The 25,701-nt window shown below is 68.1% G+C and carries 29 protein-coding genes and 1 pseudogene; all 30 read left to right on the top strand.

What is annotated here, in order from left to right; translation table 11 throughout:
- Position 1: 1 nt before the first annotated feature.
- Positions 2–1,309: a DnaA N-terminal domain-containing protein gene (locus D3869_RS01495; RefSeq protein WP_137138662.1), complete on the top strand. Its 1,308-nt coding sequence runs from the start codon at positions 2–4 to the stop codon at positions 1,307–1,309.
- The gene (locus tag D3869_RS01490) at positions 1,306–2,052 is read left to right on the top strand and encodes a hypothetical protein (RefSeq protein ID WP_137138661.1); all 747 of its coding nucleotides are present in this window, start codon (positions 1,306–1,308) and stop codon (positions 2,050–2,052) included. Before D3869_RS01495 ends, D3869_RS01490 begins: the two co-directional genes overlap by 4 nt.
- 115 nt (positions 2,053–2,167) lie before the next feature.
- Positions 2,168–2,878, top strand: a complete 711-nt coding sequence (locus D3869_RS01485) for a hypothetical protein (protein ID WP_211114951.1) — start codon at positions 2,168–2,170, stop codon at positions 2,876–2,878.
- A 150-nt stretch (positions 2,879–3,028) separates the two neighbouring features.
- Entirely contained in the window at positions 3,029–3,682 is a 654-nt protein-coding gene (locus tag D3869_RS01480) for a terminase small subunit (protein ID WP_137138660.1), read from the top strand.
- On the top strand, positions 3,669–5,771 hold the full coding sequence (locus D3869_RS01475; RefSeq protein WP_137138659.1) for a terminase gpA endonuclease subunit: 2,103 nt from the start codon (positions 3,669–3,671) through the stop codon (positions 5,769–5,771). Before D3869_RS01480 ends, D3869_RS01475 begins: the two co-directional genes overlap by 14 nt.
- A gap of 18 nt (positions 5,772–5,789) precedes the next feature.
- Positions 5,790–6,047 carry a gpW family head-tail joining protein gene (gpW, locus tag D3869_RS01470; protein WP_137138658.1) on the top strand — a complete coding sequence of 86 codons (258 nt, stop codon included), beginning with the start codon at positions 5,790–5,792 and terminating at the stop codon, positions 6,045–6,047.
- Between the two features lie 3 nt (positions 6,048–6,050).
- Complete coding sequence (locus D3869_RS01465) at positions 6,051–7,691, top strand: phage portal protein (RefSeq protein WP_137138657.1); 1,641 nt, start codon at positions 6,051–6,053, stop codon at positions 7,689–7,691.
- Complete coding sequence (locus D3869_RS01460; RefSeq protein ID WP_137138656.1) at positions 7,688–8,503, top strand: S49 family peptidase; 816 nt, start codon at positions 7,688–7,690, stop codon at positions 8,501–8,503. The genes D3869_RS01465 and D3869_RS01460 overlap by 4 nt, the downstream gene beginning before the upstream one ends.
- Before the next feature lie 27 nt (positions 8,504–8,530).
- On the top strand, positions 8,531–9,175 hold the full coding sequence (locus D3869_RS01455; RefSeq protein WP_137138655.1) for a hypothetical protein: 645 nt from the start codon (positions 8,531–8,533) through the stop codon (positions 9,173–9,175).
- A gap of 12 nt (positions 9,176–9,187) precedes the next feature.
- Positions 9,188–9,886, top strand: a complete 699-nt coding sequence (locus D3869_RS01450) for a head decoration protein (RefSeq protein ID WP_137138654.1) — start codon at positions 9,188–9,190, stop codon at positions 9,884–9,886.
- Between the two features lie 66 nt (positions 9,887–9,952).
- The gene (locus tag D3869_RS01445) at positions 9,953–11,029 is read left to right on the top strand and encodes a major capsid protein (protein WP_137138653.1); all 1,077 of its coding nucleotides are present in this window, start codon (positions 9,953–9,955) and stop codon (positions 11,027–11,029) included.
- The gene (locus tag D3869_RS01440) at positions 11,029–11,286 is read left to right on the top strand and encodes a hypothetical protein (protein WP_137138652.1); all 258 of its coding nucleotides are present in this window, start codon (positions 11,029–11,031) and stop codon (positions 11,284–11,286) included. Before D3869_RS01445 ends, D3869_RS01440 begins: the two co-directional genes overlap by 1 nt.
- A gap of 9 nt (positions 11,287–11,295) precedes the next feature.
- Positions 11,296–11,619 carry a head-tail joining protein gene (locus D3869_RS01435; protein ID WP_137138651.1) on the top strand — a complete coding sequence of 108 codons (324 nt, stop codon included), beginning with the start codon at positions 11,296–11,298 and terminating at the stop codon, positions 11,617–11,619.
- Positions 11,616–12,233: a hypothetical protein gene (locus tag D3869_RS01430; protein WP_137138650.1), complete on the top strand. Its 618-nt coding sequence runs from the start codon at positions 11,616–11,618 to the stop codon at positions 12,231–12,233. The genes D3869_RS01435 and D3869_RS01430 overlap by 4 nt, the downstream gene beginning before the upstream one ends.
- A 14-nt stretch (positions 12,234–12,247) precedes the next feature.
- Positions 12,248–12,424, top strand: a complete 177-nt coding sequence (locus D3869_RS01425; RefSeq protein ID WP_137138649.1) for a DUF2635 domain-containing protein — start codon at positions 12,248–12,250, stop codon at positions 12,422–12,424.
- Between the two features lie 3 nt (positions 12,425–12,427).
- Positions 12,428–13,909 (top strand): phage tail sheath subtilisin-like domain-containing protein, encoded by a 1,482-nt coding sequence (locus D3869_RS01420; RefSeq protein ID WP_137138648.1) that lies wholly within the window; start codon positions 12,428–12,430, stop codon positions 13,907–13,909.
- Between the two features lie 15 nt (positions 13,910–13,924).
- A complete protein-coding gene (locus D3869_RS01415; RefSeq protein ID WP_137138647.1) occupies positions 13,925–14,293 on the top strand; it encodes a phage tail tube protein in 369 nt (122 codons plus the stop codon).
- Positions 14,294–14,578, top strand: a complete 285-nt coding sequence (locus tag D3869_RS01410; RefSeq protein WP_137138646.1) for a phage tail assembly protein — start codon at positions 14,294–14,296, stop codon at positions 14,576–14,578.
- A gap of 117 nt (positions 14,579–14,695) precedes the next feature.
- Positions 14,696–16,450, top strand: a complete 1,755-nt coding sequence (locus tag D3869_RS01405) for a hypothetical protein (RefSeq protein ID WP_137138645.1) — start codon at positions 14,696–14,698, stop codon at positions 16,448–16,450.
- Positions 16,447–17,838 (top strand): DNA circularization protein, encoded by a 1,392-nt coding sequence (locus tag D3869_RS01400; protein ID WP_137138644.1) that lies wholly within the window; start codon positions 16,447–16,449, stop codon positions 17,836–17,838. The genes D3869_RS01405 and D3869_RS01400 overlap by 4 nt, the downstream gene beginning before the upstream one ends.
- A gap of 2 nt (positions 17,839–17,840) precedes the next feature.
- Entirely contained in the window at positions 17,841–18,917 is a 1,077-nt protein-coding gene (locus D3869_RS01395; protein ID WP_175426378.1) for a phage baseplate assembly protein, read from the top strand.
- Positions 18,914–19,480 (top strand): phage baseplate assembly protein V, encoded by a 567-nt coding sequence (locus D3869_RS01390; protein ID WP_137138643.1) that lies wholly within the window; start codon positions 18,914–18,916, stop codon positions 19,478–19,480. Before D3869_RS01395 ends, D3869_RS01390 begins: the two co-directional genes overlap by 4 nt.
- Positions 19,481–19,782: 302 nt before the next feature.
- A complete protein-coding gene (locus tag D3869_RS01385; RefSeq protein ID WP_137138642.1) occupies positions 19,783–20,220 on the top strand; it encodes a phage GP46 family protein in 438 nt (145 codons plus the stop codon).
- A gap of 132 nt (positions 20,221–20,352) precedes the next feature.
- A pseudogene (locus D3869_RS34695) lies at positions 20,353–21,308 on the top strand (baseplate J/gp47 family protein).
- Between the two features lie 3 nt (positions 21,309–21,311).
- On the top strand, positions 21,312–22,016 hold the full coding sequence (locus tag D3869_RS01375; RefSeq protein ID WP_137138641.1) for a YmfQ family protein: 705 nt from the start codon (positions 21,312–21,314) through the stop codon (positions 22,014–22,016).
- Entirely contained in the window at positions 22,013–24,100 is a 2,088-nt protein-coding gene (locus tag D3869_RS01370; protein WP_175426360.1) for a tail fiber domain-containing protein, read from the top strand. Before D3869_RS01375 ends, D3869_RS01370 begins: the two co-directional genes overlap by 4 nt.
- Positions 24,101–24,112: 12 nt before the next feature.
- Complete coding sequence (locus tag D3869_RS01365; protein WP_137138640.1) at positions 24,113–24,634, top strand: hypothetical protein; 522 nt, start codon at positions 24,113–24,115, stop codon at positions 24,632–24,634.
- A 12-nt stretch (positions 24,635–24,646) separates the two neighbouring features.
- Positions 24,647–25,048, top strand: coding sequence for a phage tail assembly chaperone (locus D3869_RS01360; protein ID WP_137138639.1), 402 nt, complete (start codon positions 24,647–24,649; stop codon positions 25,046–25,048).
- Between the two features lie 98 nt (positions 25,049–25,146).
- Positions 25,147–25,470: a hypothetical protein gene (locus D3869_RS01355; protein WP_137138638.1), complete on the top strand. Its 324-nt coding sequence runs from the start codon at positions 25,147–25,149 to the stop codon at positions 25,468–25,470.
- Positions 25,470–25,643, top strand: coding sequence for a hypothetical protein (locus D3869_RS32945; protein WP_175426377.1), 174 nt, complete (start codon positions 25,470–25,472; stop codon positions 25,641–25,643). The genes D3869_RS01355 and D3869_RS32945 overlap by 1 nt, the downstream gene beginning before the upstream one ends.
- Positions 25,644–25,701 lie beyond the last annotated feature (58 nt).

The following is a 25,701-nucleotide window of genomic DNA, read 5'->3' as shown; positions in this document are numbered from 1 at the left end:
CATGGCCCGCATTCGTTCAACGTTTCCCGGCCAGTGGACCGATGAGGATTTCGTCGGCTGCCAGCCGCTCGCCCGCCTGCTCATCATCGGCCTGCGCAACGAGGCTGACGACCAGGGCGTCTTCGAGTGGAAGCCCGTCGGCCTAAAGATGAAGCTGATGCCGGTGGACAACGTCGACATGGAAGCCCTGTTGGCCGACCTGGAGACGCATCGGCAGATCACCAAGTTCACCGCCCACGGCAAGGTCTACGGTGCCATCCGCAACTTCGTGCGGTTCCAGCGCCCGAAGAAGCCGACCAAGGTCCACCCGCTGCCGGCCGATCTGCACGACTGGGTCCGCATGGACATGTGGGGGTCGAAGAAGAAGGCGGGTTCGGAACCCGACGCCGATCAGCATGACGACGGTACCGAACCGGATGGCACTGAAGCCGCCTACGGTTCGGAACCCACAAGCCGTTCAAACCGTCGCCGTTCCGAACCGACACCCACGACAAAGGGTGCTGGTTCCGAACCGCACCACGCTTCAACGTCGTCAAGTTCCGAACTCGGCACCTCTCAACGCACCGTGAGTTCGGAACCGAAGCCGTCTCAACGCACCCGAGTTCCGAAAAGTTCGGAAATGGCCGCGCAGAGGGAGGAGGGAGGAGGGAACAAGGAGGAGGAAAGAGATTCTGGAATCGGAGAATCCTCGGCTGGCGGGCTTCGTGCGCGCACGCGAGACGAGCCCAGCCCGCCCGCCGATGGCGATGATCCAGGGATCTCCCAGGCGGTCAGCGCCATCCGCCGATCCGTGACCGAGGCGTTCGAGCGCTGGTTCGACCTGCCCGACCGGCCGTTGACGCCGGCGGACGAGGAACTGCTGGCGGACTGGATCGACGCCGGCACCGCCCGTGGGCTCAAGCCCGTCGAGGCAGCGGACGCCGCGGCTGCGGAGGTGCAGCGCCAGTTCAAGCGCTTGGCCGATCGCGACGGCGGACCGCCCCGCAGCCTGCGCGCCATCCTCGACGCTGACGTCCGGTCGGCCATCGCCAACACCCGGCCGGGCCGCGGTGCGTCGGGTGGAGGGAGCCGTTTGCCGGAACCGCCGGCCCCGTACGCTGGGCACCTGACGGCGCTGGAGTTCTCGAGCTGGATTGCGCCGTGTCAGGTCGCCGAGTGCGACGGCGTGGTGACCGTCGAGGCCCCGACGCGCTACGTCCACGACTGGATCGTCGCCAACCTGACCGACAAGCTGCGCACCGCCTGGGGCGCCCGATCGGTCGAGGTCAGCGTGGTTGCCAAGCCGGCGCAGGCTGGGGGGGTGCGATGAGCGCCGTGCAGGACGTCCGTCAACGCGTCGATCTCGAAGCGCTGGTGGTTTGGGCAGTGAAGGCCCAGCGCGCCGATTGCGACGATGTCAGCCTGCACGACGTGGAAGCCGCTGCGGAAGGGCTGGAGCCCGCCGCTTGGTCGACCGACGGCGTGTCGAGTCTCATGCGCCGAGGGGCGCTCGGGTGCCGGGTGGACGGCGGTTCCGCCGTTCGGGGCGTGGCGCCGCGCATCCACCCGGACGCCGAGGCGGTGATGGTCGGGGTGAACACCATCGGCGACCGCCGCCGCCGTTCGCTGATCCTGCACTACGCCCGCGCCGGGTTCCGGCCGGACTGGCTGCCTTGGCAGCAGCGGCTTGTCGCTGTGCCGGTGGACGACAGCCAGGCAGGGCGCCATCGTCACCGGATCGAGGGCGAGTGGGAGAACCTGCCGGAGCGCTCTGAGATCGCCCGCCGCATGCTGGGAACCGGAAGACCCCTCGTCGACAGGCGCGGTCGCAGCGTGATCGATGCCGCCGAGCGGGGGTATCTGTTCCGGCACAACGACGCCGGGCAGCGGCAGGTATTCGCCCGTTGGTGCGCCCTCGTCGAGGAGCCGAGCCTGCTGGAGATCCGGGAGGTGAACGACGTCTACGCGCAATGGCACGCCGGGATGATGACCCTGCTGGGGAAGCTGCTGGTTGTGCCGCTGAAGGAACGCCGCCTGACTGGGTTCAAGGCCCCCGCTCAGCCTTGGGCTTGACATTCCCGATCTAACCATTGACAGTTAGCCCCGCCAGTATTGCGCGTAGAGAAAACCCCGCCCGGAGAAGTCCGGAGCGGGGTTCTTCGTTTCCGGGGATGCCCAGGAGGACGGCGTGTTCGATCTCAACGTCAAAGCCGACATCAAGCCCCTGGCGCGCTCCTTGGACGATCTGGCGCGCCGGCAGGTCCCCTTCGCCACCGCGAAGGCCCTGACCGCTGTCGCCCGCAAGGTGCAGGACGCCCAGCGCGCCGCCCTGCCCAGCGTCTTCGACCGGCCGTCGCTGTTCACGCAGCGCTCGATCGGCGTCAAGGCCGCCCGCAAGGCCGACCTGACCGCCACCGTGTTCGTGAAGGACATCGCCGCCCAGTACCTGGAGCCCTTCGAGTTCGGTGGCCAGCATCACCTGCCGCAGTCGAAGCGCGGCGGCACGCTGTTCAACCCGAAGGCCGTGCCGCTGAACCAGTACGGCAACCTGCCGAAGAACACCCTGAAGCGCCTCAGCGGCCGGAAGGACGTGTTCGTCGGCAGCGTGACGTTCAAGCGCTCGGGACAGACGGTGTCAGGGGTGTGGAAGCGTCCGAAGGCCGGATGGCGCCGCGCCGACGTGAAGCGTGGCTATAAGCGGACCTACGGCACCAAGGGCGCGCTGGGGACCGAGGGTGGGGTTAAGACGGGCCTCACGCTGCTGGTGCGCTTCGGCGACGCGTTGCCCGTCCAGCCGCGCCTGGAGTGGCGCAAGAGGGCGGCGGCGGTGGTGCAGGCCAACCTCAAGGCCGAGTTCCAGAAGGCCATGGGCGAGGCCCTGGCGACCGCCCGGCGGTGAGGGCCCACCCCCCCCTCAATGGGTCCTTCCTGGGGGGTACGGTAGACGCGGGCATTGCGCACCGCGGGCTCTCTGCCTCTTCGAGCAAAAAAAACGCGTTACACATCGCGTGACACGATCCCGCGGTGAGTGAATGGCGGAGCGCCCACAATGGCTTCACCGCTGAAGCGTGCAACGAAAGCGCCGTCGAAAGGCTCTGCGACCATTACACACGGCGTGCTCGGCAAGCAGGAGTTGGCGGAGGCGTTGGGGTGGAGCCGCCCGAGGCTGGACAGGCGGCTGGATGCCGACCCGAACTTTCCCGTCCTTGCGCGTGGTACCAGGGCAGGCGGCTGGCAATTCGACCTTACCGCCGTGCGCGCTTATCTCGACGGCAGCGGTGCGCCGCGTCGCGCGGCTGCCGCCCCGAAGCCAAAGCGAGCCAGCCGAACCGCCTCGGTCGCCGATCCATTGCCGACGGTCCTGCCGACGGTCCTGCCACTGGTTCCCGACCAACAGCCCGGCCCGGCCAAGCATCAGGGCGAGGCGACGGCCAAGCAGCGGAAGGACACCGTCCAATCCGCCATCCTTGAGGACAAGCTGGCGTTGAGCCGCGGGCAGCTGGTCGAGGCGGAGGAGATGCGCACGGTCATCTCCACCATGCTCGCCCACCTCGCCTCAGGACTGGAGGGCATCCCGGTCCTGCTGATCAAGCGGCTGAACCTGTCGGAGGATGACCTGCCGGTGCTGCGCGAGATCGTGGACGACCTGCGGGCGCAGATGGTGCAGGACCTGCGGAAGGTGCTGAGGAATGGAGGAGCTTGAGCATCCATACGCCGACCCCTGGACACTCGCCGACGAAGCCCTATCGGTGTTGGAGCCGCCTAAGCGGCAGACGGTGGCGGAGTTCGCCGAAGAGCACCCCCGGCTCCTGGCCAACGAGGGCGGCGGCTATGTCGGGCGGTTCCGTTGCGATCAGGCGCCTTACCTGCGCGAGCCGATGGAGTGCCTGACCTCGCTGGATTATCTCACCATCGCGGTGCCCGGTCCTGGCCAGTCGGCTAAGACGACGATCGCCGAAAACTGGCTGCTCCATTCGGTGGCGTCGAACCCGGGCAACCTGCTCTGGTACATGCAGACCGATGACGGCGTGGAGGCCTACGTCAAGCAGCGCATCAACCCGATGATCGATGCGCACGAGGTGATGGCCAGCCGGCTCGGCAAGCGGCCAGTCGACGACAGCCTGCACTTCAAGAACTTCCGGACGATGCGAACGGAGTTCCTGCCGGCGACGAAGCGGAACCTCATCAACAAGTCAGCTCCCCGCATCGTTGCCGACGAAATCGACGCCTGGACTATCGAGGGCGACGTCAAGGCGATGCTGGACGTCCGCCGCCAGACCTTCGGTCGGCAGTCGAAGATCCTGGCGCTGAGTCACCCCGACAAGGCGAAGGGGCTGAACCCGGCTCGGGATTGGACCTCCGGCATCATGGCCATGTACGCCGACAGCGACCGGCGTGTCTGGTACTGGCAGTGCCCGGACTGCGGCGCCTGGTCCTCGCCGGCGCCGATAGCCGCCCGCGTCATGGTGCTGGACTACCCCGAGGAAGGCACCCTCGACGAGGTCGAGGCCGAGGCCCGGCTGGTCTGTCCGGTCAATCAATGCCGGATCAAGGATGCCCAGCGCCGCGAGATGAACGCCACCGGTCGCTGGATCGGGGACGGTCAGATCATCGCCGAGGACGGCACGGTGACCGGCGAACTGGTCAAGCGCAATACCGCGGGTTTCTGGATCGTCGGCGCGATGAGCCCCTTCGTTCTGGGCGGTATCGGCGCGCTCGCTCGAGCCAAGGCAAAGGCGGAGCGCGAACTGGAGGTGTCGGGGGAGGAAGAAACGCTCCGCCAGGTGATGGTGAAGCAGTTCGGCGTGCCCTACTCGCCGCCGCGGTCGGTGAACCTGCTGCAGGGCAGTGACATCGCCGAGCGCGCCACCGTGCATCTCCACCTCGGTGTGGTGCCGGAGGGCGTGCGGTTCATCACCGCATTCTGGGATGTGCAGATCGCCCACTTCGACATCCTGTTCCGCGGCTGGGGCGTGAACGGCGAGAGCTGGGTGATTGACCGCCAGCGTATCGGCGGCGATCCGGCCACCAGCCCGGAAGATTGGGACAGGCTGCTGGATGAGGTGGTGCTGCGGACCTTTCCCCTGGCCGACGGATCCGGCCGGCATATGGGCGTGCGTGGCGTCGGCTACGACTCGCAGGGGCAACCAGGTGTGAGCCAACAGGCCTACGACGCCTGGACGCGCTGGCGGACAAAGAAGGCCGTGAAGTTCATCGGCAAAATTGCCGGCCGCGACGTCTTCAGCGTCATCCCCACCAAGGGCGCCAACGGCCTGATGGCGCCGCGCCTTACCGTGACCTATCCGGACACGTCGGGCGATGCGGCCAAGAAGTTCGGGTCCAACGGCACCGTCCCGGTGGCGATGTTCAACCCGAACACGTTCAAGGACGACCTGAATGGACAGCTGCAGAAGGCGGACGACGGTCCGTGGGCCGTCCATTTTCCCTCGGCTCTCCGCGCCAAGTCGCCTCCGCATCCCTGGTTTGAGCAGCTGGTCGCCGAGAAGCGGCAGGCGAACGGCCGATGGGAGAAGGAAAGCCGGTCGGCCCGGAACGAGGCGCTCGACACCATGGTCGGCAACCATGTTGTCGCGCATCTCCACGGCTTGAACCGGATCAACTGGAAGCGCCCGCCGAGCTGGGCCGCGCCATGGGATGAAAATTCCATGGTGACGGTGCCGGAGCCGGACGAGCCAAAGGCCGAAACCATCATCGTTGCGCCGACCGCGACAGCGCCGGCCCCACCACCAGCCGCCACCAAGCCCCGCCTCGCGAGCCGCCTCGCGGGCTGACGCAGTATCGAGGGACCTATGGCCAATCCAACCTCCAGCATCCTCGACGGGATGGCGGACACGGAGCTGCGCGCGCTGTTGCCGAAGCTCCAGGCCGCGCTGATCGACCTGAGCATGGGGAGGAAGGTGCAAGCCGTCTCCTACACCCAAGGCAACGGCTCCCGGTCGGTGACCTACACGCCGACCTCGGCCACGCAGGTTACCGCCATGATCACGGCCGTCCAGCAGAAGCTCGGCATGTCGTCCGGCCGTCGCCCCATCCGCTTCCGGTTCTGATCGATGACCGTCACACTCACCGACCGGTACGGCAACCCCCTGCCGCCTTCTGCCCCGCGTCGCGCGTCAGCGCTGGCCGGAGGCGGAAACACGCCGTATGACGCGGCCGACGTCACGAGTCCGCATATGGAGGGGTGGCGCCCCTACCTGTGGTCGCCGGACACCGCCCTCAACGTCTACCGCGACCGCATCGTGTCGCGGGTGCGGGATCTGGTCCGCAATGACGGATGGGCTTCCGGCGCGGTCACCCGCATCCTGGACAACGCCATCGGCGCGTCGTTCCGGCCCATCGTGAAGCCGGACTATCGAGCGCTGGCCCTGTATTCGGGCAACAAAGGCTTCGACGCGTCCTGGGCGGACGAGTTCGGTCGGACGGTCGAAGCGCTGTGGCGCGTGTGGGCGGACGATCCTGGCCGCTACTGCGACGCGGGTCGGCGGATGACCTGCTCGCAGATGTTCCGCCTGGGTTTCCGCCATTGGATCGTCGACGGGGACGCGCTGGCCGTCCTGCTGTACCTGCCGGAGCGCGTCGGTGTCGGGCGGGCACGCTTCAGCACGACGGTCCAGATGATCAACCCGGACCGCCTGTCGAACCCTCAGCTGCAGTTCGACCAGCAGTCCCTGCGCGGCGGCGTGGAGATCGACGAGCACGGCGCGGCTGTCGCCTACTGGATTCGCAAGGCGCATCAGGCCGACTGGTACGATGCCGCCAACAGCGTCACCTGGGAGCGCGTTCCGCGCGAGACCGATTGGGGCCGGCCGATCGTCGTGCACCACTTCGACACGGAAGAGGGTGGTCAGCACCGCGGCGGCGCCGGCGTGCTCACGCCTGTCGTCGAGCGTCTGAAGATGCTTATAAAATACGACGGAACCGAGCTCGATGCGGCCATCATCAACGCAATATTTGCGGCCTACATCCAAAGCCCCTTCGATCACAGCTTGCTCGGGAACGCCCTGGGCGAAGGTGCCATCGGGCAGTACCAAGACGATCGGGCGGACTTCCATAAGGAAAAGCGCACGGAACTGAACGGCGCCCGCATGCCGATCCTGTTCCCTGGCGAGGACATCAAGACCGTCTCCGCCGCTCGCCCGACCAGCAACTTCGCCGACTTCGAATCGGCTGTCCTGCGCAACGCCGCGGCGGGTATCGGCATCAGCGCCCAGCAGCTGAGCAACAACTGGTCGGACGTCAACTATTCGTCCGCCCGAGCCGCTCTGCTGGAGGCTTGGAAAACGCTCACCCGGCGGCGCCACGATTTCGCTATCGGCTTCGCCTCGCCGGTCTTTGCGGCATGGCTCGAAGAGGTAATGGAGTTCGAGGACCTGCCTATGCCCTCCGGGGATGTGCCGGACTTCATCGAGTGCCGCGGACCGTACAGCCGGGTCCGGTGGATGGGGCCGGGCAGGGGATGGGTTGACCCCGTCGCCGAGAAGCAGGGTGCGGTGCTCGGCATGGACGCCGCCCTTTCCACGCTCGAGGACGAATGCGCCGAGCAGGGCCTGGACTGGGAGGAGAACTTGGACCAGCGCGCCCGCGAGGTGAAGGCCTTCTCGGACCGTGGTCTCGCCGTCCCGAGCTGGGCGGCAATGAACGTTCCGGCCGGGCAATCGGCCCAACCACCACAAAAGCCGGAGGCAGTATGAGCGCGCCCTTCGAGATGGCCCGGCGGCTGAGCAACCGACCGCTGGCGTTGGTGCAGAGCGAGGTGGATCTGCTTGCCGCTGCGCTGCGCGGGCAAACCCCGGCGCCGTTCGCTTTTGGGGGTTCCGCTGCCTCCGACCGTGAGCGGCGATATGGGCTGATCGACGGCGTGGCGATCATTCCGGTTAAGGGCATCCTGTTCCAGGGCAGCTGGAGCTGGCCTTGGGCGACCGGCTACGAGTGGATTCGGACGGGACTTCTGGCGGCTATATCCGACCCGGAAGTCCGGGCCATCGTGCTCGACATCGACAGCCCGGGCGGCGAGGTCGCCGGATGCTTCGACTTGGTGGATACGATCTACGCATGCCGTGGCACCAAGCCGATCTGGGCGATCCTGTCCGAGCACGCCTACTCGGCCGCCTATGCCATCGCGTCGGCAGCCGACTGCATCATCGTGCCCCGCACGGGTGGCACCGGTTCGATCGGCGTGATCTGGATGCACGTCGATTGGTCGCAGGCGATGGACAAGGCCGGCGTCAAGGTGACCTTCATCACCTACGGCGATCACAAGGCTGAAGGCAATCCGTGCGAGCCGCTGTCGAAAGAGGCTCGGGAGCGCTTCCAGGCCGATATCGACACCATGGGGGACCTCTTCGTTGAGACGGTCGCCCGCAACCGTAACCTCTCCGCCACCAAGGTCCGAGGCACTCAAGCGGCCACGTACCTCGGCGAGCGAGGCGTCACGATCGGCTTGGCCGACGCAGTTATGGCGCCCGACGCCGCCTTCCAGGCCCTGCTGGACCAGCTCGGCTAAACCCTTCGAAATCAATGGAGTGATGTGATGGGAACCTCGCCGTTCGCGAGCAAGAACCCGTTCGCGCACCTTCTGGGCCGGAAGCCGTCCGGCAAGAAGGCCGAAGAGGATGACCGCAAGGACGACACCGAGTCCAAGGCGGAGGATGACGACGCCGACGCGGAGGAGGGCGACGAAACCGAGGACGAGGACGACAAGAAGTCGAAGAAGTCCAAGAAGGCCGAGGACGACTCCGACGACGGCAATGCCGAGAACGACGACAGCGACGGCGACGGCGATACCGAGGAGGACTCGGACAAGGACAACGCCAAGAAGGCGTCCGGCGGCAAAAAGGGCAAGACCTACGCCGACGGCCGCGCTTTCGAGCGTGCCCGCTGCGCCAAGATCTTCGGCTGCGCCGCCGCCGCCGACCGGCCCGACGTCGCCGCCCGGCTGGCCTTCAACACCGACATGAACCCGGATGCGGCCGTCGAGGTGCTGACCGTTGCGGCGGAGGCCGGTGGGCGCCAGTCCAGCCGGCGCACGAGCGGCCTGTCCGACCGCATGGCGTCCGTCCCCAACCCGAAGGTCGGCGCCACGGCTCCCCAGCAGCAGGCCGCCGATCCCAAGTCGCCCGCCGCCGTCGCCGCCGCGATCATCGAGGCCGGCAAGAAGCGCCGCGGCGAGAAGTAAGGAGCACGCACGATGAGTCTCTCCATCTCCACCATCGGCGACAACGCCTCCACCCCGGGCGTCCGCGCCGAAACCTACGTGCCGGATCAGCTGATCGCCGGCCGCTTCCCGCTGGTGACCGACACCGTGACGATCCTGTCCGGTCAGGTGCTGGCGCGCGGTTCTCTGCTGGGCATGATCACCGTCGGAACGGCCACCACCTCCGGCGCCGGCAACACCGGCAACGGCACGATCACGATGGACGCCTCCACGCCCGTCCTCGCCGGCGCCAAGGTGGGTATCTACACCGCGACGTGCGTCGCCGCCGCGAGCAACGGCGGCACCTTCCGCGTCGAGGACCCCGACGGCTTCGTCCTGGGCGACGTCGCGGTCGGCGCGACCTTCAGCGACGACATCAAGTTCGTGATCGCCGACGGCGCCACCGACTTCATCGTGGGCGACAAGTTCACGATCACCGTCGCGGCCGGCTCGGGCAAGTACAAGCTGAGTGCTGCCGCGGCGACCGACGGCAGCCAGGAACCCGTCGCCGTCCTCGCCGATCACGCCGATGCCACCGGCGGCGACTTCGCTGCCCCGATCTACCTGACCGGCGAGTTCAACGAGCGGGCCATGACGTTCGGCTCCGGCCACACCGCCGCCAGCGTCAAGAACAAGCTGCGCACCCGCAGCATCTTCCTGAAGACGTCCGTCTCGGCCGCCGATCCCACCTGATCGCGACCCACCAGCCTGCAATGAACGCCCCGCCTTGGCGGGGGTTTTCTTTGGAGAAGTTCCGCCATGTCCGGGAATAACAGCTTCGTGTACGACACCAACACGCTGATCGCGGTGGTGCCGAACCTCAAGCGGTCGACCTCGTTTCTGCTCGACCGCTTCTTTCCGAACCTCGTCGTGTCCGATTCCGAGTACGTCTCGATGGACGTCGATGTCGGCCTGCGCCGGATGGCGCCCTTCGTGAGCCCCTTGGTGCAGGGAAAGCTGGTCGAGCAGCGCCGCATTCAGACCAACAGCTTCAAGCCGGCCTACATCAAGGACAAGCGTGCGCCCGACCTGCGCAAGCCCGTTCGCCGCATGATCGGCGAGCGCATCGGCGGCGACATGACCGGCGCCGAGCGCGAAATGGCCAACCTCGAGATGGAGATGACCGATCAGGTCGATATCCTGACCCGCCGCATCGAGTGGATGGCGGCGCAGGTTCTGTCGACCGGCACGGTCACCATCTCCGGCGATGGGTTCGAGACGGTGGTGGTCGACTTCGGCCGCGACGCGAGCCTGTCGGTCGCGCTGACCGGGTCCAACAAGTGGGGCGTCGCGGCCAACTTCAACCCCGACGGCCGCGACCCGATTCCGACCAAGTGCATCGAGCACTGGCAGCACCAGATCCTCAAGAAGTCGGGCGCGAAGGCCACCGACATCATCTTCACCACGTCGCCGTGGCTGAAGTTCCTGAATGCCGAGGGTGTCCAGGGCGCCATTTATTACCCGAAGCTGGGCGAGACGGCTGGTCTGATCGACAACGGCCCGAACATCGATCGCGGCGGCGTCTTCAAAGGGCGCTGGGGCCAGTACAACCTCTGGCTCTACAATGAGTGGTTCATCGATGAAGCGGGAGTCGAGCAGCCGATGCTGGCCGACGGCACGGTCATCATGTCCGGACCCGACATGATGGGCACGCGTGCCTTCGGCATGATCCTGGACCCGAAATTTTCCTATCAGTCTCTACCCTTCGCGCCGAAAACCTGGGTGGAAGAGGACCCGCCGCAGCGCCTGATCATGATGCAGTCGGCTCCGATCACGATCCCGGGTCGGGTCAACGCCGCCCTGGCCGCCACCGTCTGCGACGCCGAGGTGCAGTGATGGCCGCGCCCAACAAGGCGGCCGGAGCGCCGGAGGAGACTGAGGCTCTCTCTCAGCAGCCGGAGCAGCTCGGCCGTGGCACCGTCGCGAAGGGCCGCTCGATCGACGACGGCAAGGCGAAGTACGGCCCCGGAACGGAAGTCGAGATGCCGGTCACCGAGATCCAGCGGCTGCGGAAGCTCGGGTATCTCATCACGCCCGGCGCCCCGCAACCGTCGTTCGGCGACGGCCCGACCTTCATCAAGGCCGGGCTGTAGGGGCTCGCCATGATCGACTGGGACGACCTGACCCACGGCCCCGTCGCCGAGGCCTTCGCGGAGGAGGTGCTGTATCAGCCCTCCTCTGGAGCGCCTTTCACCGTCTCCGGCGTGTTCGACGAGTCCTATGCCGAGGTCGCGGACGTGGACGGCCAGCCGGTCTCGTCGGTGTTCCCGGTCCTGGGCGTGCGGCTCTCCGACTTTGGGGCGAACCAGCCGGACACCGGCGACCGGCTTACCATCGTTCGCACCGGGGCGACTTATACCGTCTCCAACGTCAACCCGGATGGCCACGGTTGGGCACTCCTGCCGCTGAATTGGGTGTCGGGATGACCGCTCATTCGGAGACGATCCGCCAGCTGGTGGTTCAGGCGCTGCTGAACCGCACGCTGGCCGAGGATCGCGTGTTCCCCCGTCGGGACTGGCCGGTCACCAGCAAGGACATGCCCGGCCTGCTGGTCTACGGGGGCAGGGAAAGCGGTGTGAGCCGGGGACCGCTGGGTTTCCCGGCCTTCCACACGGTCGCCTTCGTAACGATCGACTTCCGGGTGGAGGGCAAGGACGGGCAGGACGCCGACGACGTCGGTGATGTCCTCTCGACCCTGTGGTGGCAGGTCAAGGCAGCGATTCTGACCAACGACGCGATCCTGCGGAATGTTGAGCAGATCGCGGAGTTCCGCTGCGATGAGCCGGAGTTCTCCTCCGCCACCAAGCGGCATGTCGGCACCATGCAGGCCGATTTCGCATTCCGCTACCCCGAGGACTTCGAGCCGGTCATCACCGAGTCCCTCGATGTCGTGGATGCGCACGCCGACATGGCCGGCACCTTCGACCCAACCGGCGTCTATGTCGACCCGGCGTTCCCCGACGCCGTCACCCCAGCGCCCCGCACCTCCGGCCCCGACGGCCGCGACGAGGGGCAGGTCTACGTCGATTTCACCTCCTGATCGGAGCCTCACGCATGTTCGTGAAACCCAAGCCGGGCCTGATGATTCGGGACCCGGACCTGGGGGATTTCCTGCCCGCGGAAGGGCGTGAGGTCCCCGCCACCGACTACTGGAACCGCCTGCTGCACATCTATCGCGACGTCGTGCTGGCCGACCCGCCGGCCCCGCCGTCCCCCGCCGAGGAGGCGTAACCAATGACCGTTCCGTTCAAGAACGTTCCGCCGAACCTGCGGACCCCGCTGTTCTTCGCCGAGGTGGACAACAGCCGTGCCAACAGCGGCGCGCAGACCATGCGCACGCTGATCGTCGGGCAGATCACCTCGGGCGGCACCGCGACGGCCAATGTCCCGGTGATCAGTCAGGGCGTCGCCGATGCCAAGACGGTTGGCGGGCAGGGCTCCATGCTGGCGCTGATGACCGCGGCCTACCGCGCCGCCGATCCCTTCGGCGAGGTCTGGTATCTGCCGATCACGGACCACGGCTCCGGCGTCGCGGCGACTGGCTCCGTGGCGCTGACAGGCACGGCCACGGCCTCCGGTGTGATCAGCCTCTACATCGGCGGCGTCCTGGTCAGCCAAGCGGTCACCGCCAGCCAGACGGCCGCGGCGGTCGCCACCGCGCTTGCGGCGACGATCACGGCCAACGCCGACCTCCCCGTGACGGCCTCGGCCGGCAGCGGCACCGTGACCATCACGGCCAAGAACAAGGGGCTCACCGGAAACGACATCGACCTGCGGCTGAACTACCGTGGCTCCGCCGGCGGCGAGGCGACGCCCGCCGGCCTGACCGTCGCCATCACGGCGATGGCCAATGGCGCTACGCCGCCGGACCTGACCGCCGCCTTCGCCGCCCTGGGCGACCAGCCCTTCGACTTCATCGTATTCCCCTACACGGACACCGCCAGCCTGGATGCGCTGAAGACGCTGCTGTCCGACGCCACGGGCCGCTGGTCCTGGTCCCGCCAGCTCTATGGCCACGGCTTCGCGGCCAAGGTGGGCAGCCTCGGCACCCTCACCACCTTCGGGACCGGGCGCAACGATCAGCATGTCTCGGTGCTGGGCATCTACGACACACCGACCCCGGCCTGGATCATCGCCGCCGATTTCGCTGGCACCGCCGCCGTCTCGCTGCGCGCGGACCCCGGCACGCCGCTCCAGACGCTGGCCCTGACGAAGACGCTGGCGCCGCCGATCGCGTCCCGCTTCGCCCTGACCGACCGGAATGTCCTGCTGTGGGACGGCGTGTCGACCTGCATCGTCGGCGACGACGGCACTGTGCGGCTGGAGAACGTGGTCACGACCTACCAGAAGAACGCCTTCGGCGCCGCCGACGACAGCTATCTGCAGATCGAGACCATGTTCCTGCTCGCCTACGTGCTGCGCGAGCTGCGTTCGGTCATCACCAGCAAGTATGCCCGGATGAAGCTGGCCGCCGACGGCACCCGCTTCGGACCGGGGGCGAACGTCGTCACCCCGAACATCATCCGCATGGACCTGATCGCCCGGTACCGCGAGCTGGAGCAGGCCGGTCACGTGCAGAACGGCGACGCCTTCAAGCGCGATCTGATCGTCGAGAAGGACCGCACGAACCCCAACCGGGTGAACGTGCTGTGGCCGGGCACCCTGATCAACCAGCTCCGGATCTTCGCGCTGCTCGCGCAGTTCCGGCTCCAGTAAGGGAGGGCCCATACCATGGCCGACACCAGCCGCCGGCTTGCCGGCATCGCCTACATCACGGTCGACGGCACGACGTACATGCTGACCGCTGACGCCGCCTACAACCCGAGCAACGTCAACCGCGAAACCCTCGCCGGTCAGGACGGTGTCCACGGCTACAAGGAGATGCCGCGCGCCGGCTTCATCGAGGGCACGTTCCGCGACGCCGGCGACCTGATCGTCGCCGGAATCAACGCGATGACGAACGTCACCGTCGTCCTGGAACTCGCCAACGGTAAGACCGTCTGTGGTCGGAACATGTGGCAAGTCGGCGATTTGGACGTCAACACGGCCGAAGGCACGTTCAAGACGCGTTTCGAAGGGCCCCAGGTGGAGGAAGCGTAAATGTCGTCCCATCCCGACGAGAAGACCATCATCCTGCGCAAGCCGGTGGAGTTCGCTGGCAGGACCTACAGCGAGTTGCAACTGCGGGAGCCGACCCTCGGCGAGTTCGCTGATGCTTGTAAGCACGAGGGCGTGACCTCCGACATCTTCCTGATTGCCGCGGTGACCGGGATAGAGGTCCAAGCCGTCCGCAAGATCGGCTACCGCGATGCCAAGGAGGCCCGCGACTTTCTGGCGGTTTTTATCAACTCCCCGGCGACTGGCGAGACGCCGTCGCCGAAGTGACCCGATTCTACCACTGGGGACCGCGCGAGGCGTGGTCCCTGACGTGGCGGGAACTGATGTGGTGGCACGGCCAGGCCGTGCGCATGCTGAAGGCCGAGCGCGGCCGGTAGGACCGAGATGGCGAACCAGTTTCAAATCCTGATCACCGCGCGGGACCGGGCCAGCTCGATCATCGGTGGCGTCGGGTCGGCGCTGTCGAGAATTCCCAAGCCCCTGGCCCAGATCGGTTCGCGGCTGCGCGACCTTGACGACACCAGGGGCTTCGAGCGCCTCGACCGCAGCGCGGCGTCGGCCGCCACCTCTCTGTTCGGGGCGGCGCGTGGGCTTGGGGCCTTCGGCGGCAACAGCACCATGGCCCTGATCGGCGGTGCCGGCACGCTGGCCGGGGCCGCCGCCCTGATCGCCAACTGGGGGCAGGTCGGCGTCGTCACGGCCAACGCAGCGGCGGGCATCGGTGTCCTGCCGGGCCGGCTGCGGACGCTCCAGGGCGCGGCGACGCTGGCCGGTCTCTCCGCCGAGGACATGACCGGCAGTCTGCGCGGGCTGGCCACCACGCTGCAGGACGCGGCGTTCGGCCGGAACAACGAGGCCGCCGCCATGCTCAACACGCTGGGCATCGTGACGCGGCGGACCAAGGACGGCGCCGTCGACGCGGAGGCGGCGCTGGGCGACCTCGCCGAGGCAATCGCCCGCCAGACCGCGCCGCAGACCCAAGCGAAGATTGCCCAGATCTTCGGGGTCGAGGCGCTGCTGCCGATGCTGCGCCGGGGCCGTGCCGGGTGGACCGCCTACATCAAGGACATCGAGCGGCTGGCCGAGGTCAGCGAGAAGACGCAGAAGGAATCCGAGAACCTCGGCGACAGCCTGGGGCGTCTGCGGGCGGCGGCGAGCGGCGTGGGCGTGACGATCGAGGCGCAGCTCAACAGCCGCTGGGGCCGCATCATCGACGGGGTCAGCGAGTGGACCGCCAAGAACAAGGACACAGCCGCCTCGGTCACCGAGATCGGTGTCGCCCTTGCCACGGTGGCCGCGGCGGCCCGAGTGCATCCCCTCCTCGGCTTGATGACCGGCGTGGCCGCGGCGGCGGCTCTGGCCTATCAGAACATCGACGCCATCCCCGGCGCCCTCGATAATCTGGATCGGCAATGGGCCGCCAGCCGCATCCGGCGCGAGACCGAGGACGAGCGCAAGACCAGGGAAGCGGAGGAGGCCGGGCAGTCCTGGTGGCGCCGTTTGCTGCCGACGATCACGTTTTCAGGGGGGGCCGCGCCGTCGTCGGGGAGTGACCAGGGCGCGCCTTCCGCGCCGCCCTCCATCGTCTCAGCGCCGCCCTCCATCGTCTCCGCGGCACCTCCGCCGGCGGCGGGCAAGGATCGGCTCCCCATCGGTCTGCGCAACAACAACCCCGGCAACCTGCGCCGCTGGGGCGACGCCCCGATCGTTGGCGGGTTCGCGCGCTTCAACACCCCGGAGGAAGGGCTGGCCGCGGCGGCGCAGAACCTGCTCGCCTACCAGGACAAGCACGGTATCAACACCCTGACCGGGATCGCCAACCGTTGGGCGCCGGCCGGGGACGGCAACGACCCCGCGGCGTACGCCCGGAGCCTGTCCGAGCAGACCGGGAAGCTGCCGAACCAGCCGCTCGATCTGCGCGACAAGGACACGCTGGCTCCGCTGCTGAGCGCCATCATCCGTCAGGAGAACGGCGTCCAGCCCTACACGCCGCAGCAGGTCGAGCAGGCCGTCAAGGTCACCATCGAGATGGCCGGGGACCCGCCGCCGGGCATGAAGGTCACGGCGGAGAATGCGCCCGGCTCCAGCGGCCCGGCGCCGCGGGTCGAATACTCCATGCAGAGCTGGGCAACGCCATGACGATCCGCACCGCCTACAGCGCCCTGACCAACAACATCGACCGGGCGACCAGCGCCGCCGCGCGCCTCGGTATGGACCTCGCCGGCGCCGGCGGGACGGGCGCCCCGTGGCATTCCCGGCTCCGTCCGGCATCGTTCCGCGGCGTTCCCTTCGGCGTGATCGCCTCCGATGCCCAGTTCGGCCGACGCGTGGCGGTGCACGAATACCCGTACCGGGATTCCGTTTGGGTGGAGGACCTGGGGCGCGGGCCTCGCCGCTACAGCCTGACCGGCTTCCTGGTGGAAGACAGCCAGGTCTATGGCGGCGGGCCGGTGCTGACGCAGCGCGATCGCCTGCAGAGGGCCGTAGAGGCGGCCGGTGAAGGGGAATTGGTCCACCCGTCGCTTGGCCGCAAAAGCGTGGCGCTGCTCCGCTTCCGTGAGGTGCAGCGCCATGAGGGCGGGCGGGTGATTGAGATCGCCTTCCAGTTCATCGAAGCCGGACGCCTGCTTTACCCAGGCAGCGCGACCGATACGATGAAGGCCATCCAGGACGCGGCGGACAAGCTGGGTCTCGCCGCCGCGGCCGACTTCATCAAGAAGGTTGGAGCCCTGATCCAGCGCGGCGCCGCGATCATCCGGCAGGTTGTCGGCACGGTGAGCTTCTACGTCCGGATGGTGCTGCGGTTCGTTGACGATGCCACGAACCTCTACAACGCCGTCCGGGACCTTCCGGGTTCGTTCGGCCGGTTCCTGAAGGCCTTCGGGGGCGGCCGGTCGGGATCGACGCTTACCGCCCTGAAGGCGTCCACCGCGGCCAACCGCGCGGCAGTCGCCAAGGCCGGAGTGGCTGCCACAACCGCCGCCGCAGCAACCACCGCCAGCAGCGTCGCGGGCACCGCCTCCGCGATCCAGGCGCATGTCGCGGCAGCCGCCGCAGCGATCGCCGCGCCGGCGGACCGTGTACGGCTGCTCCAGGCGGTGGCGACCGCCGAAGACCGGTCATCCCCGGCCTCGGCCGCCGTGGCTGGCCTGTACCGCCGTGCGGCGATTGCCGAGCTGGCACGGGCCGTCGCCCACTACACGCCGACCTCGCACGACGACGCGGTGGCGACGCGCGACCGGCTGGTGAGCGTGATCGACGCGGAGATCCTCCGCGCCGGCGACGAAGGCGACGACGCGACCTATACGGCGCTGCGCCTCCTCCGGACGGCCGTGGTCACGGACCTGACCGAGCGCGGTGCCAGCCTGTCCCGGCTGGTGCCGGTGACCTCCGCAGCGCCGATGCCATCCCTGGTGCTGGCGCAGCGGCTTTATCAGGACGCCGCCCGCGCCGACGAGCTGGTGGACCGCGCCCAGCCGATCCATCCGGCGTTCATGCCGACCAGCTTCCAGGCCATTGCGGAGTGATCATGCCCCCCCTTGATGGCGATCTCTCACTCGTGACCGGCGGTCGCAAGCTCTCCGGCTGGCAGGGCGTCCGCGTCACCCGCGGCATCGAGCGGATGCCGTCCGACTTCGACATCGTCTACACCGAGCGCTTCCCCGGCGAGGCCGATGCCGTTGTCGTGAAGCCGGGCGACGCCTGCGAGGTGAAGATCGGCGACGATCTGGTGATCACCGGCTATGTCGACCGCTTCATCCCCTCGATCAGCCCGGCCACGCACACCCTGCGGGTGATCGGCCGCGGGAAGTGCCAGGATCTGGTGGATTGCTCCGCCGAGTGGCCGTCCAACCAGATCAGCAGCGCAACGGTGCTGGCCATCGCCGAGAAGTTGGCGGACCCGTACAAAATCAAGGTCAAGGCGCTGTCCGACGTCGGCGAGCCGATCCCGCAGATCAACCTCCTGTGGGGCGAGACCCCCTATCAAGTCATCGAGAGGATCGTCCGCGCCCGGGCGCTGCTGGCCTACGACGGACCGGACGGGAACCTGATCCTGGCCCGCGTCGGGTCGGAGCGGCACCGCACCGGGTTCGAGCAGGGCGTCAACATCGAAGCCGCGCAGGCGATGTTCGGCATGGACCTGCGGTTTTCGGAATACGTCGTGCGCCGCCTGTCCATGTCATCGGTCAGCGAGGCGGGGTCGGACGGCGATATCCTGGTGACCGTCACCGACAAGGCCGTGCCCCGCCGCCGGAAGCGCTACATCATCGCCGAGACCGGAATCGAGGCCGCTGGGCTGTCGCAGCGCCGGGGGTTGTGGGAGGCGGCGCGGAGGGCAGGGCGAAGCTACTACGTGACGCTCACCACCACCTCCTGGCGCGACGGTGACGGCATGCTCTGGACGCCGAACCGGCGGGTATCGCTCAAAGCTCCAGCGCTGAAAATCGATTCCGTCGACTGGGTCATTTCCGAGGTGACCTATCGACGCGACGCGCAGGGCACCCACGCGGATCTCGTCCTCATGCCTCCCGACGCCTTCGAGCCGATGCCGATCGTGCTGAACCCCACTCTGGCCGATGTGATCCCTGGGCAGGTGCAACCATGACCGATGCCGTGATGGCAACGATGGAGCGCCTGTACGGGCGCCTGATGATGGCCATCGGCCGCGGCCGAATCACCTCCGTGAACGACGGTGGCAATGTCCAGAAGCTCCAGGTCCAGCTCGGCGCGGACGAAGTGCGGGACGCCACACCACGGCTTGTGGAATACGGCCTGACCTCCGTCCCGCCGGCGGGAACCGATGTCCTGGCGGTCTTTCTGGGCGGGGACCGCTCAAACGGCGTCGTGGTCGCCACCGGTCACCAGGCGTCCAGGCCCAAGGGCCTCAAGGTCGGCGAGGTCTGCGTCTATGACGATCAGGGCCAAGAGATCCGCATCACCCGGGCCGGCATCGTCATCAAGGGCGCCGGCAAGCCGATCACGATCCAGGGCACGCCGAAGGTCCGGCTCGAAACCGACCGGCTGGAGGTCACCGGCGACATTCACGACCGCTGCGACGATCCTGGCGGTCGGACGATGGCCGACATGCGGGCGATCTACAACGAGCACACCCACGGCGGCGTGCAGTCCGGCCCGGCTCGCACCGATACGCCGTTGCCGCAGGAATAGGTTTATCATCTACGTGACTTGGCGGTTTTTAGAAGGACTGTCGTTATGAATCCTTCACCGATGACTATTGCAGAGCTGATCAGGGCTCTTCAGCAATACCCGCAAGACGAAACGGTTTATATCGCCCATCCCGATAGCGGTTGGGCTTATGGGAAAATAGTGGCAGTCGGCCGAGTTCCCCGTTTTCAGGAAGACGAATCGCCGCCAGTGAGTGTGTCTCTCGAAGAGTTGGATTAGCTGGCAAAGGCCAGAAACATCGACCAGCCCCGCCCGTTGTGGCGGGGTTTTCTTTTGAGGCTTCCATGGCCGACATCACCATCAGATGGTCCGCGGCGGACAGCCGCGGCGACTGGACCCTTGCGCCCGGAGGGGACCTGGAGACAGGCGACGACCTGGCCACCGCCATTTTGCTGTCCATATTCACCGACCGCCAAGCCCAACCCGATGACGCGATCCCGGACGGCACGGCCGACCGTCGCGGCTGGTGGGGCGCCCCGGAGCTTGGCTCCCGTCTGTGGCTGCTCGACCGGGCCAAGCAGACGGAAGAGACCCGGCGGCGGGCCGAGGACTACGCCGTCGAGGCGCTGGAATGGCTGATCGACGATGGGGTCGTGGCCCGCTTCGAGATCGTCGCAACCTGGGAGCGTCGGTCCTTCCTCGGATTACGCATCACCGCTTACCGCAGCGACGGCCGCACCGTCGCGCTCAACGCCTCCTGGGCTTGGCAGGGAGTCGCCTAAATGCCGTTTTCACGCCCAACCCTCTCAGATCTCCGGGCGCAGGTCGCGCAGGACGTCACGTCCGCCGTCGGCGCTGGGGCGGACCTCCTCCGCCGCGCCGTGCTGCGCGTGCTGGGTGACGTCCAGGCTGCGATGGCTCACCTGCATTACGGCTACCTGGACTGGATCGCCCGGCAAGCCGTTCCTTTCACCGCGGTGGACGAGGCTCTGGAGGGCTGGGCCGCGCTGAAGGGCGTGACGCGCAAACCGGCCGCTGCCGCGACCGGAACCGTGACCTTCACCGGCGCACCCGGTGCAATTCTCCCTGCCGGGACCTCGGTCTCCCGCTACGACGGCGCCACCTACACCACGGACGACGCCGTGGCTGTGGGCGGCGGCGGCACGGTGGCGGTCACCGTCACGGCGGTGGAGGCGGGCGCCGTAGGCAACGCCTCGGCTGGCGCCGCCATGGCGCTGACCGCTGCGATTGTCGGCGTGCAGTCGTCCGGGACGGCCGGTGTCCTCACCGGCGGTGCCGATGCCGAGGATGATGATGGGCTGCGCACTCGAATGCTGGCAGCCTACGCCACGACGCCCATGGGCGGTGCCGCCGCCGACTACGTGGCCTGGGCGCTGGAAGTCCCGGGCGTCACGCGGGCTTGGTGTGCCCCCACGGGGCTGGGGTCGGGTCGGTCATCATCTACGTCATGTTCGACGACAGCCACCCCGATGGCTTCCCGGTGGGTACCGATGGCGTGGCGACGGACGAACGCCGAGGCCCCGAAGCAACTGGTGACCAGCTGGCTGTCGCCAACCACCTCTGGCCACTCGCCCCGGTCACGTCGCTGGTGACCGTCGTTGCCCCAGCGGCCCAACCCATCGCCTTCACCATCGCGGGTGTGCCGGTTTCCTACCGGTCGGCGGTGGCGGAAGCCTTGGCGGCGCAACTGCGCGACGATGGCAGTCCGGGTGGGACGGTGCGGGTCGCCGCGCTGTGGGCGGCGGTCCGGGCGCTTGGCCTGACGGCCTTCGACATCAATGTGCCGGCCGACGATGTCACGGCGACCGCCGGCCACCTGCCGACGCTCGGCGCTATCACCTGGACGTGACCCATGGGCTGGACATTCACGCGCGCCGATTTCCGGTCGGCGTTGCAAGCGCTGCTGCCCCGTGGCCGGGCGTGGCCGCGCGATGCTGGCACCGTGCAGTGGCAGGTGCTGGACGGGCTGGCGGCCGTGTACGAGCGGCAAACCGCTGATGCGGCGGCACTGCTGGTCGACGCCTTCCCGGCGACAGCGACGCTGCTTCTGCCGGAGTGGGAGGCGTCGCTTGGGCTTCCCGATGCATGCACCGGTCCGGCCGTTGGCTTGGCCGAGCGGCGTCGGCGCGTGGTTTCGAAGCTGATCGACACAGGTGGTCAGTCTCGGAGCTACTTCATCGGGCTCGCCGACAGCATGGGGTATCCCGGCTGCACGATCACCGAATTCGCGCCCTTCAGCGTCGGCTCACCTTGCAGCGCGGCGCTGAACACGGCCGAAGCGGGCTGGCCGCACGCGTGGCGGCTGAACGCGCCGATTTCCGCCGGCAGCTACCCGTTCACGGCGAATTCCGGCTGCGACGAGGCGCTCGCGGCTTGGGGGTCGGCGCTTCTGGAATGCGTGATCCGCCGGGCGGCGCCGGCGCACAGCGCGGTGCTGTTCGGCTACCGCCCGGACCTCGACCTGACGGACGCCACCGGCGTCACCCGCGACCTGATGGCCGGCTCTGGGGCGTCCGTGGACCTCATGACCGGCGACCTGCATGGATGGACGGAATGAACAAGCTCGACCGACTTGCATTGATCGGCTACCCGACCGGGCAGATGGCCGGGGTGACCGGCCTGCCACGCGAAGTCATGGTGGACACCACCAGGCGGACCCTGCGCGTCCATGATGGCGAGACGCCGGGCGGCGTCGAAACCGCACGCGCGGATCTCGCCAACGCGGCCGTCGTCGCAGACGGGGGGTCGCAGGTGCGGCCGGTCGCGCAGAAGCTGGGCGAGCGGCTGTCCGTCTTCGACATCACCGGGGTTGTGGCCGATGGTGTCGCCGACGATAGGACAGCGCTCGCCCTGTTCTTCGCCACGACGACACGCCGGCCCGGCCCGATCTATGTGCCGGAATCCGCGAAGGTCCTGCTGGGCTCGTCGCTCACCATCCCGCAGGGCTGGACCGTTGTCGGACCGGGTGGCCACGGCGGGCTGCAGGACGCCGCGACCAAGTCGTATTACGACCTGGGCGGGCAACTGCGGCTCGGGGCCGCCACGATCACGCTGGGCGAGCGTGCCGGGCTGCGCGGGTTGCTGATCATCCGGGCCGGGCTGACCCAGCCGGTCCCGTCCGCTGCCGTCGCCGCGACGATCCCCGGCCAGATGAACGGCACCGCCGTCGAGTTCGGTGGCGACGACGCAACGGTGCTGGACTGCATGATCCTGGGCTTTGGCCTGGGGATCGACACCCGGGGCCGTGCGCGGCCGGGCATCCGGCATGTCGGCATCGACGCGCACAGCGGGCTTCACGTTCCCGGTGGCTTCGACATCGGACGCATCGCCTCCGTCCATGCCTGGCCATACCTGACCGCCTACACGCCGGGCGTGGGGGCCGGGTCGGAGGCCGCGGCGGCGCCGCTGCGGCGCACGGGCTATGGGTTCCGGGTGTCCAACGACGTGTCGGGGCCGGCCGACTGGTTCTCGCTCGTGGACTGCTTCAGCTATGGCCACGTCCAGGGCTACGTCCTGCACAACGTCAGCAACGTGACGCTGATCCGCTGCCAGGCCGATTACACGTCACCCGACACCGGCATCTTGGGCGGCTTCTTCATCACCGGAACGTCGGCTTACGTGTCGCTGCTCAACTGCACCGGGATCGGCCAGGGCGTCGACACGATCACCATCGACACGGTGGGCAACAGCCACGGGCATGCCACGGTGTCGGTGACCGGGGGGCGCTTCGGCGGCGGCATCCGCGTCAAGAACGGCCGCGGTCTGATCGTCGGCAACGAGATTTTCACGAACACCAAGGGTGTGATCGTGGAGGCCGGCGGTGGGGGCACGCTGATCGAGGGCAACGTCTTTGAGGACATCACCGACCCGCTGGACATCGCCGCGTCGGTGCTTGGCACCGTGGAAATCTGGGGCAACGTCTTCATTCGTTGCGCCGACGAGCTGGGCAACATGGTGGCCGTGGCCGATCGTCGAGGCCTCGCCGTCGGCCGCGGCGGACAGGTGGCGCTCCGATCGGTCTTCAGCGGTGGCGTCTACGGGGACGTCGCGGGAATCCGTGGGCACCTGGTGGACGGGACCCTGGCCAACGCCGCGGGCGCGCTGGTGCTGCAAAGCCGGCGGATGGGCGTCCTGGTGGACCGCTGGCAAATCCACCACGACGGCCACCTGCAGCCCATGGTCGACAACGCGTTGGACATCGGCGGCGCGTCGCTTCGTGCCCGCAACATCTACGGCGCGTCGGGCGTGGTCAACACGTCGGACCGCGCGGCCAAGCAAGACTTTGCCCCGATTGACGATGCCCTTCTCGACGCTTGGGGCGGCGTGTCGTGGCGCCTGTACCGGTTCCGGGACGCGGTCGAGGCGAAAGGCGATGGCGCCCGCATCCATGCCGGCGCCATTGCGCAGGACGTTCACGACGTCCTGGCCGCACAGGGCCTCAACCCGTGGCGCTACGGCCTGCTGTGCCGCGACGACCTGACCGAACCGACCGGCGACCCGGACGGCTCCGTGCGCGTCACGGGCGAGCGCTGGGGGCTGCGCTACGACCAATGCCTGGTGGTCGAGGCCGCCTATCAGCGCCGCCGCGCCGACCTCTCGGACTCCCGGATCACTGCGCTTGAACAGCGCGTCTTCGCGTAAGGAATCCCTCTCATGATGCGCATCGACTCCGCCACAAAAGCTGTGGACCTACACGGACCTGGAAAAAACGGCTTCAAAGACGGCAACCCGCTGCTCGGGGACCCGGCGACCACGCTCAACGCCGCGATGTTCAATCATTTGCAGGAGGAGATCGCCAGAGCGGTCGAGGCGTTCGGCGGGACGCTGGACCCCACCAAATACGACCAGTTGGCCACCATGCTGGGCGCCTTCACCCGGTCCTACGGCCCCGTCGGCTGCCAGATGTTGCCCGGTGGCCTGCTGCTGCAATGGTGCAGGTATCTGACGACGTCGGCGGGCGGGGTGGGGACCTTCGTTCATCCGGAGGCCTTCCGGGTCGCGAAACTCCTGCCGATCGTCAGCGTCGCCGGGACGGCGACCAACCCATCGTCCAGTTTCACCGCGTCCTGGGACGACGTGTCCGACCTCAACCCGCTGGTCAGCACCCGGGTCTCCTCGCGCGTGAACGGCGTTCTGGCCCTGGCCAACGTGCAAGTTTTTGTCCTTGGCACCTGAAGGAGCTTTTCCATGGCAAGGTACTACGCACCCAGCACCGGCGGCTTCTACGACGCGGACCGGCACGGCCGGGCGATCCCCGCGGACGCGGTGGCGATCAGCGAGGCGGACTTCGCCGCTGTGATGGCCGGGCAGTGTGCCGGCAAGCAGATCGTCCCCGGGCCGGATGGCCGACCGATGCTCGCCGACCCGCCGGCGCCGACCGATGAGGAGATGGCCGCCATCGTGCGGGCGGAGCGCGACCGTCGGCTGGACGCGGTGGCGTGGCGGATCAGCCGGCACGCCCGGGAGGCGCGCCTCGGCCAAGTGCCGACCGACGATCTGGCCGCGCTGGACGGCTACATGCAGGCTCTCGCCGACCTCCCGGCCCAGGCCGGATTCCCGCATGCGGTGCTTTGGCCGACCGAGCCCTGACGCGTCCGCGACAAGACTCCCAACCCTGTCCACCGACCGGCGCCCGCGAGGCGCCTTTTTCATGCCCGTGCCATGGCGCCGGGCTGCAGGAGACCACTATGAAGCTGCCCCATGTCGCCGCCCTGGCCGTCATCGGCACGGGCCTTCCCGCCGCGGTCGCCCTGGCCGACGACCCCACAGTCAACGGCCTGATCGGCTCCACCATCCAGGCCCTGACCGGCGCGCACCCCTCCGTGCAGGCCGCCGCGATCCTGTCCGCCGCCGGCCTGCTGGGCTGGCGGATGTGGCTGAACCGTCCGCAGCCGGCCAGCCATTCGATTGACGAGGTGTTCGCGCTGCTGAACAGCCTGTCGGAGCGGCTGGACGGGCTGCAGCAGCGCATGGACACCCACATCGACCAGCACGACCGCCGGGTGGCGTGATGCCGGAGCCGCCCACCCAACCCGACGCCCAGCAGGTCGCCGACAAGGCCCTGGCCGATTGCGGCGGGGACGAGGCCGCCGCCCGCCTGCTGCTGGCACACCTGCTCATCGTCGCGCGCCAGGGGATGAGTACAGGCCACCTGCGGCTGGGTGCGAACGCCGCGACCCGCTGAACCTCCAGTCTGTCGGGGCTCGGCGCGCTGGCAAAAAGAATGGCGGCCCCAGAGAGCC

The sequence above is a fragment of the Azospirillum brasilense genome (genome assembly GCF_005222205.1).
Taxonomy (GTDB): domain Bacteria; phylum Pseudomonadota; class Alphaproteobacteria; order Azospirillales; family Azospirillaceae; genus Azospirillum; species Azospirillum brasilense_G.
This window is presented reverse-complemented; position numbering and strand designations above follow the sequence as displayed.

Bases quoted from the DNA above. Each gene is read 5' to 3' on its own strand.
- D3869_RS01495 (WP_137138662.1), top strand. From the start codon at position 2: ATGGCCCGCATTCGTTCAACGTTTCCCGGCCAGTGGACCGATGAGGAT.
- D3869_RS01490 (WP_137138661.1), top strand. From the start codon at position 1,306: ATGAGCGCCGTGCAGGACGTCCGTCAACGCGTCGATCTCGAAGCGCTG.
- D3869_RS01480 (WP_137138660.1), top strand. From the start codon at position 3,029: ATGGCTTCACCGCTGAAGCGTGCAACGAAAGCGCCGTCGAAAGGCTCT.
- D3869_RS01475 (WP_137138659.1), top strand. From the start codon at position 3,669: ATGGAGGAGCTTGAGCATCCATACGCCGACCCCTGGACACTCGCCGAC.
- gpW (WP_137138658.1), top strand. From the start codon at position 5,790: ATGGCCAATCCAACCTCCAGCATCCTCGACGGGATGGCGGACACGGAG.
- D3869_RS01465 (WP_137138657.1), top strand. From the start codon at position 6,051: ATGACCGTCACACTCACCGACCGGTACGGCAACCCCCTGCCGCCTTCT.
- D3869_RS01460 (WP_137138656.1), top strand. From the start codon at position 7,688: ATGAGCGCGCCCTTCGAGATGGCCCGGCGGCTGAGCAACCGACCGCTG.
- D3869_RS01455 (WP_137138655.1), top strand. From the start codon at position 8,531: ATGGGAACCTCGCCGTTCGCGAGCAAGAACCCGTTCGCGCACCTTCTG.
- D3869_RS01450 (WP_137138654.1), top strand. From the start codon at position 9,188: ATGAGTCTCTCCATCTCCACCATCGGCGACAACGCCTCCACCCCGGGC.
- D3869_RS01445 (WP_137138653.1), top strand. From the start codon at position 9,953: ATGTCCGGGAATAACAGCTTCGTGTACGACACCAACACGCTGATCGCG.
- D3869_RS01440 (WP_137138652.1), top strand. From the start codon at position 11,029: ATGGCCGCGCCCAACAAGGCGGCCGGAGCGCCGGAGGAGACTGAGGCT.
- D3869_RS01435 (WP_137138651.1), top strand. From the start codon at position 11,296: ATGATCGACTGGGACGACCTGACCCACGGCCCCGTCGCCGAGGCCTTC.
- D3869_RS01430 (WP_137138650.1), top strand. From the start codon at position 11,616: ATGACCGCTCATTCGGAGACGATCCGCCAGCTGGTGGTTCAGGCGCTG.
- D3869_RS01425 (WP_137138649.1), top strand. From the start codon at position 12,248: ATGTTCGTGAAACCCAAGCCGGGCCTGATGATTCGGGACCCGGACCTG.
- D3869_RS01420 (WP_137138648.1), top strand. From the start codon at position 12,428: ATGACCGTTCCGTTCAAGAACGTTCCGCCGAACCTGCGGACCCCGCTG.
- D3869_RS01415 (WP_137138647.1), top strand. From the start codon at position 13,925: ATGGCCGACACCAGCCGCCGGCTTGCCGGCATCGCCTACATCACGGTC.
- D3869_RS01410 (WP_137138646.1), top strand. From the start codon at position 14,294: ATGTCGTCCCATCCCGACGAGAAGACCATCATCCTGCGCAAGCCGGTG.
- D3869_RS01405 (WP_137138645.1), top strand. From the start codon at position 14,696: ATGGCGAACCAGTTTCAAATCCTGATCACCGCGCGGGACCGGGCCAGC.
- D3869_RS01400 (WP_137138644.1), top strand. From the start codon at position 16,447: ATGACGATCCGCACCGCCTACAGCGCCCTGACCAACAACATCGACCGG.
- D3869_RS01395 (WP_175426378.1), top strand. From the start codon at position 17,841: ATGCCCCCCCTTGATGGCGATCTCTCACTCGTGACCGGCGGTCGCAAG.
- D3869_RS01390 (WP_137138643.1), top strand. From the start codon at position 18,914: ATGACCGATGCCGTGATGGCAACGATGGAGCGCCTGTACGGGCGCCTG.
- D3869_RS01385 (WP_137138642.1), top strand. From the start codon at position 19,783: ATGGCCGACATCACCATCAGATGGTCCGCGGCGGACAGCCGCGGCGAC.
- D3869_RS01375 (WP_137138641.1), top strand. From the start codon at position 21,312: ATGGGCTGGACATTCACGCGCGCCGATTTCCGGTCGGCGTTGCAAGCG.
- D3869_RS01370 (WP_175426360.1), top strand. From the start codon at position 22,013: ATGAACAAGCTCGACCGACTTGCATTGATCGGCTACCCGACCGGGCAG.
- D3869_RS01365 (WP_137138640.1), top strand. From the start codon at position 24,113: ATGATGCGCATCGACTCCGCCACAAAAGCTGTGGACCTACACGGACCT.
- D3869_RS01360 (WP_137138639.1), top strand. From the start codon at position 24,647: ATGGCAAGGTACTACGCACCCAGCACCGGCGGCTTCTACGACGCGGAC.
- D3869_RS01355 (WP_137138638.1), top strand. From the start codon at position 25,147: ATGAAGCTGCCCCATGTCGCCGCCCTGGCCGTCATCGGCACGGGCCTT.
- D3869_RS32945 (WP_175426377.1), top strand. From the start codon at position 25,470: ATGCCGGAGCCGCCCACCCAACCCGACGCCCAGCAGGTCGCCGACAAG.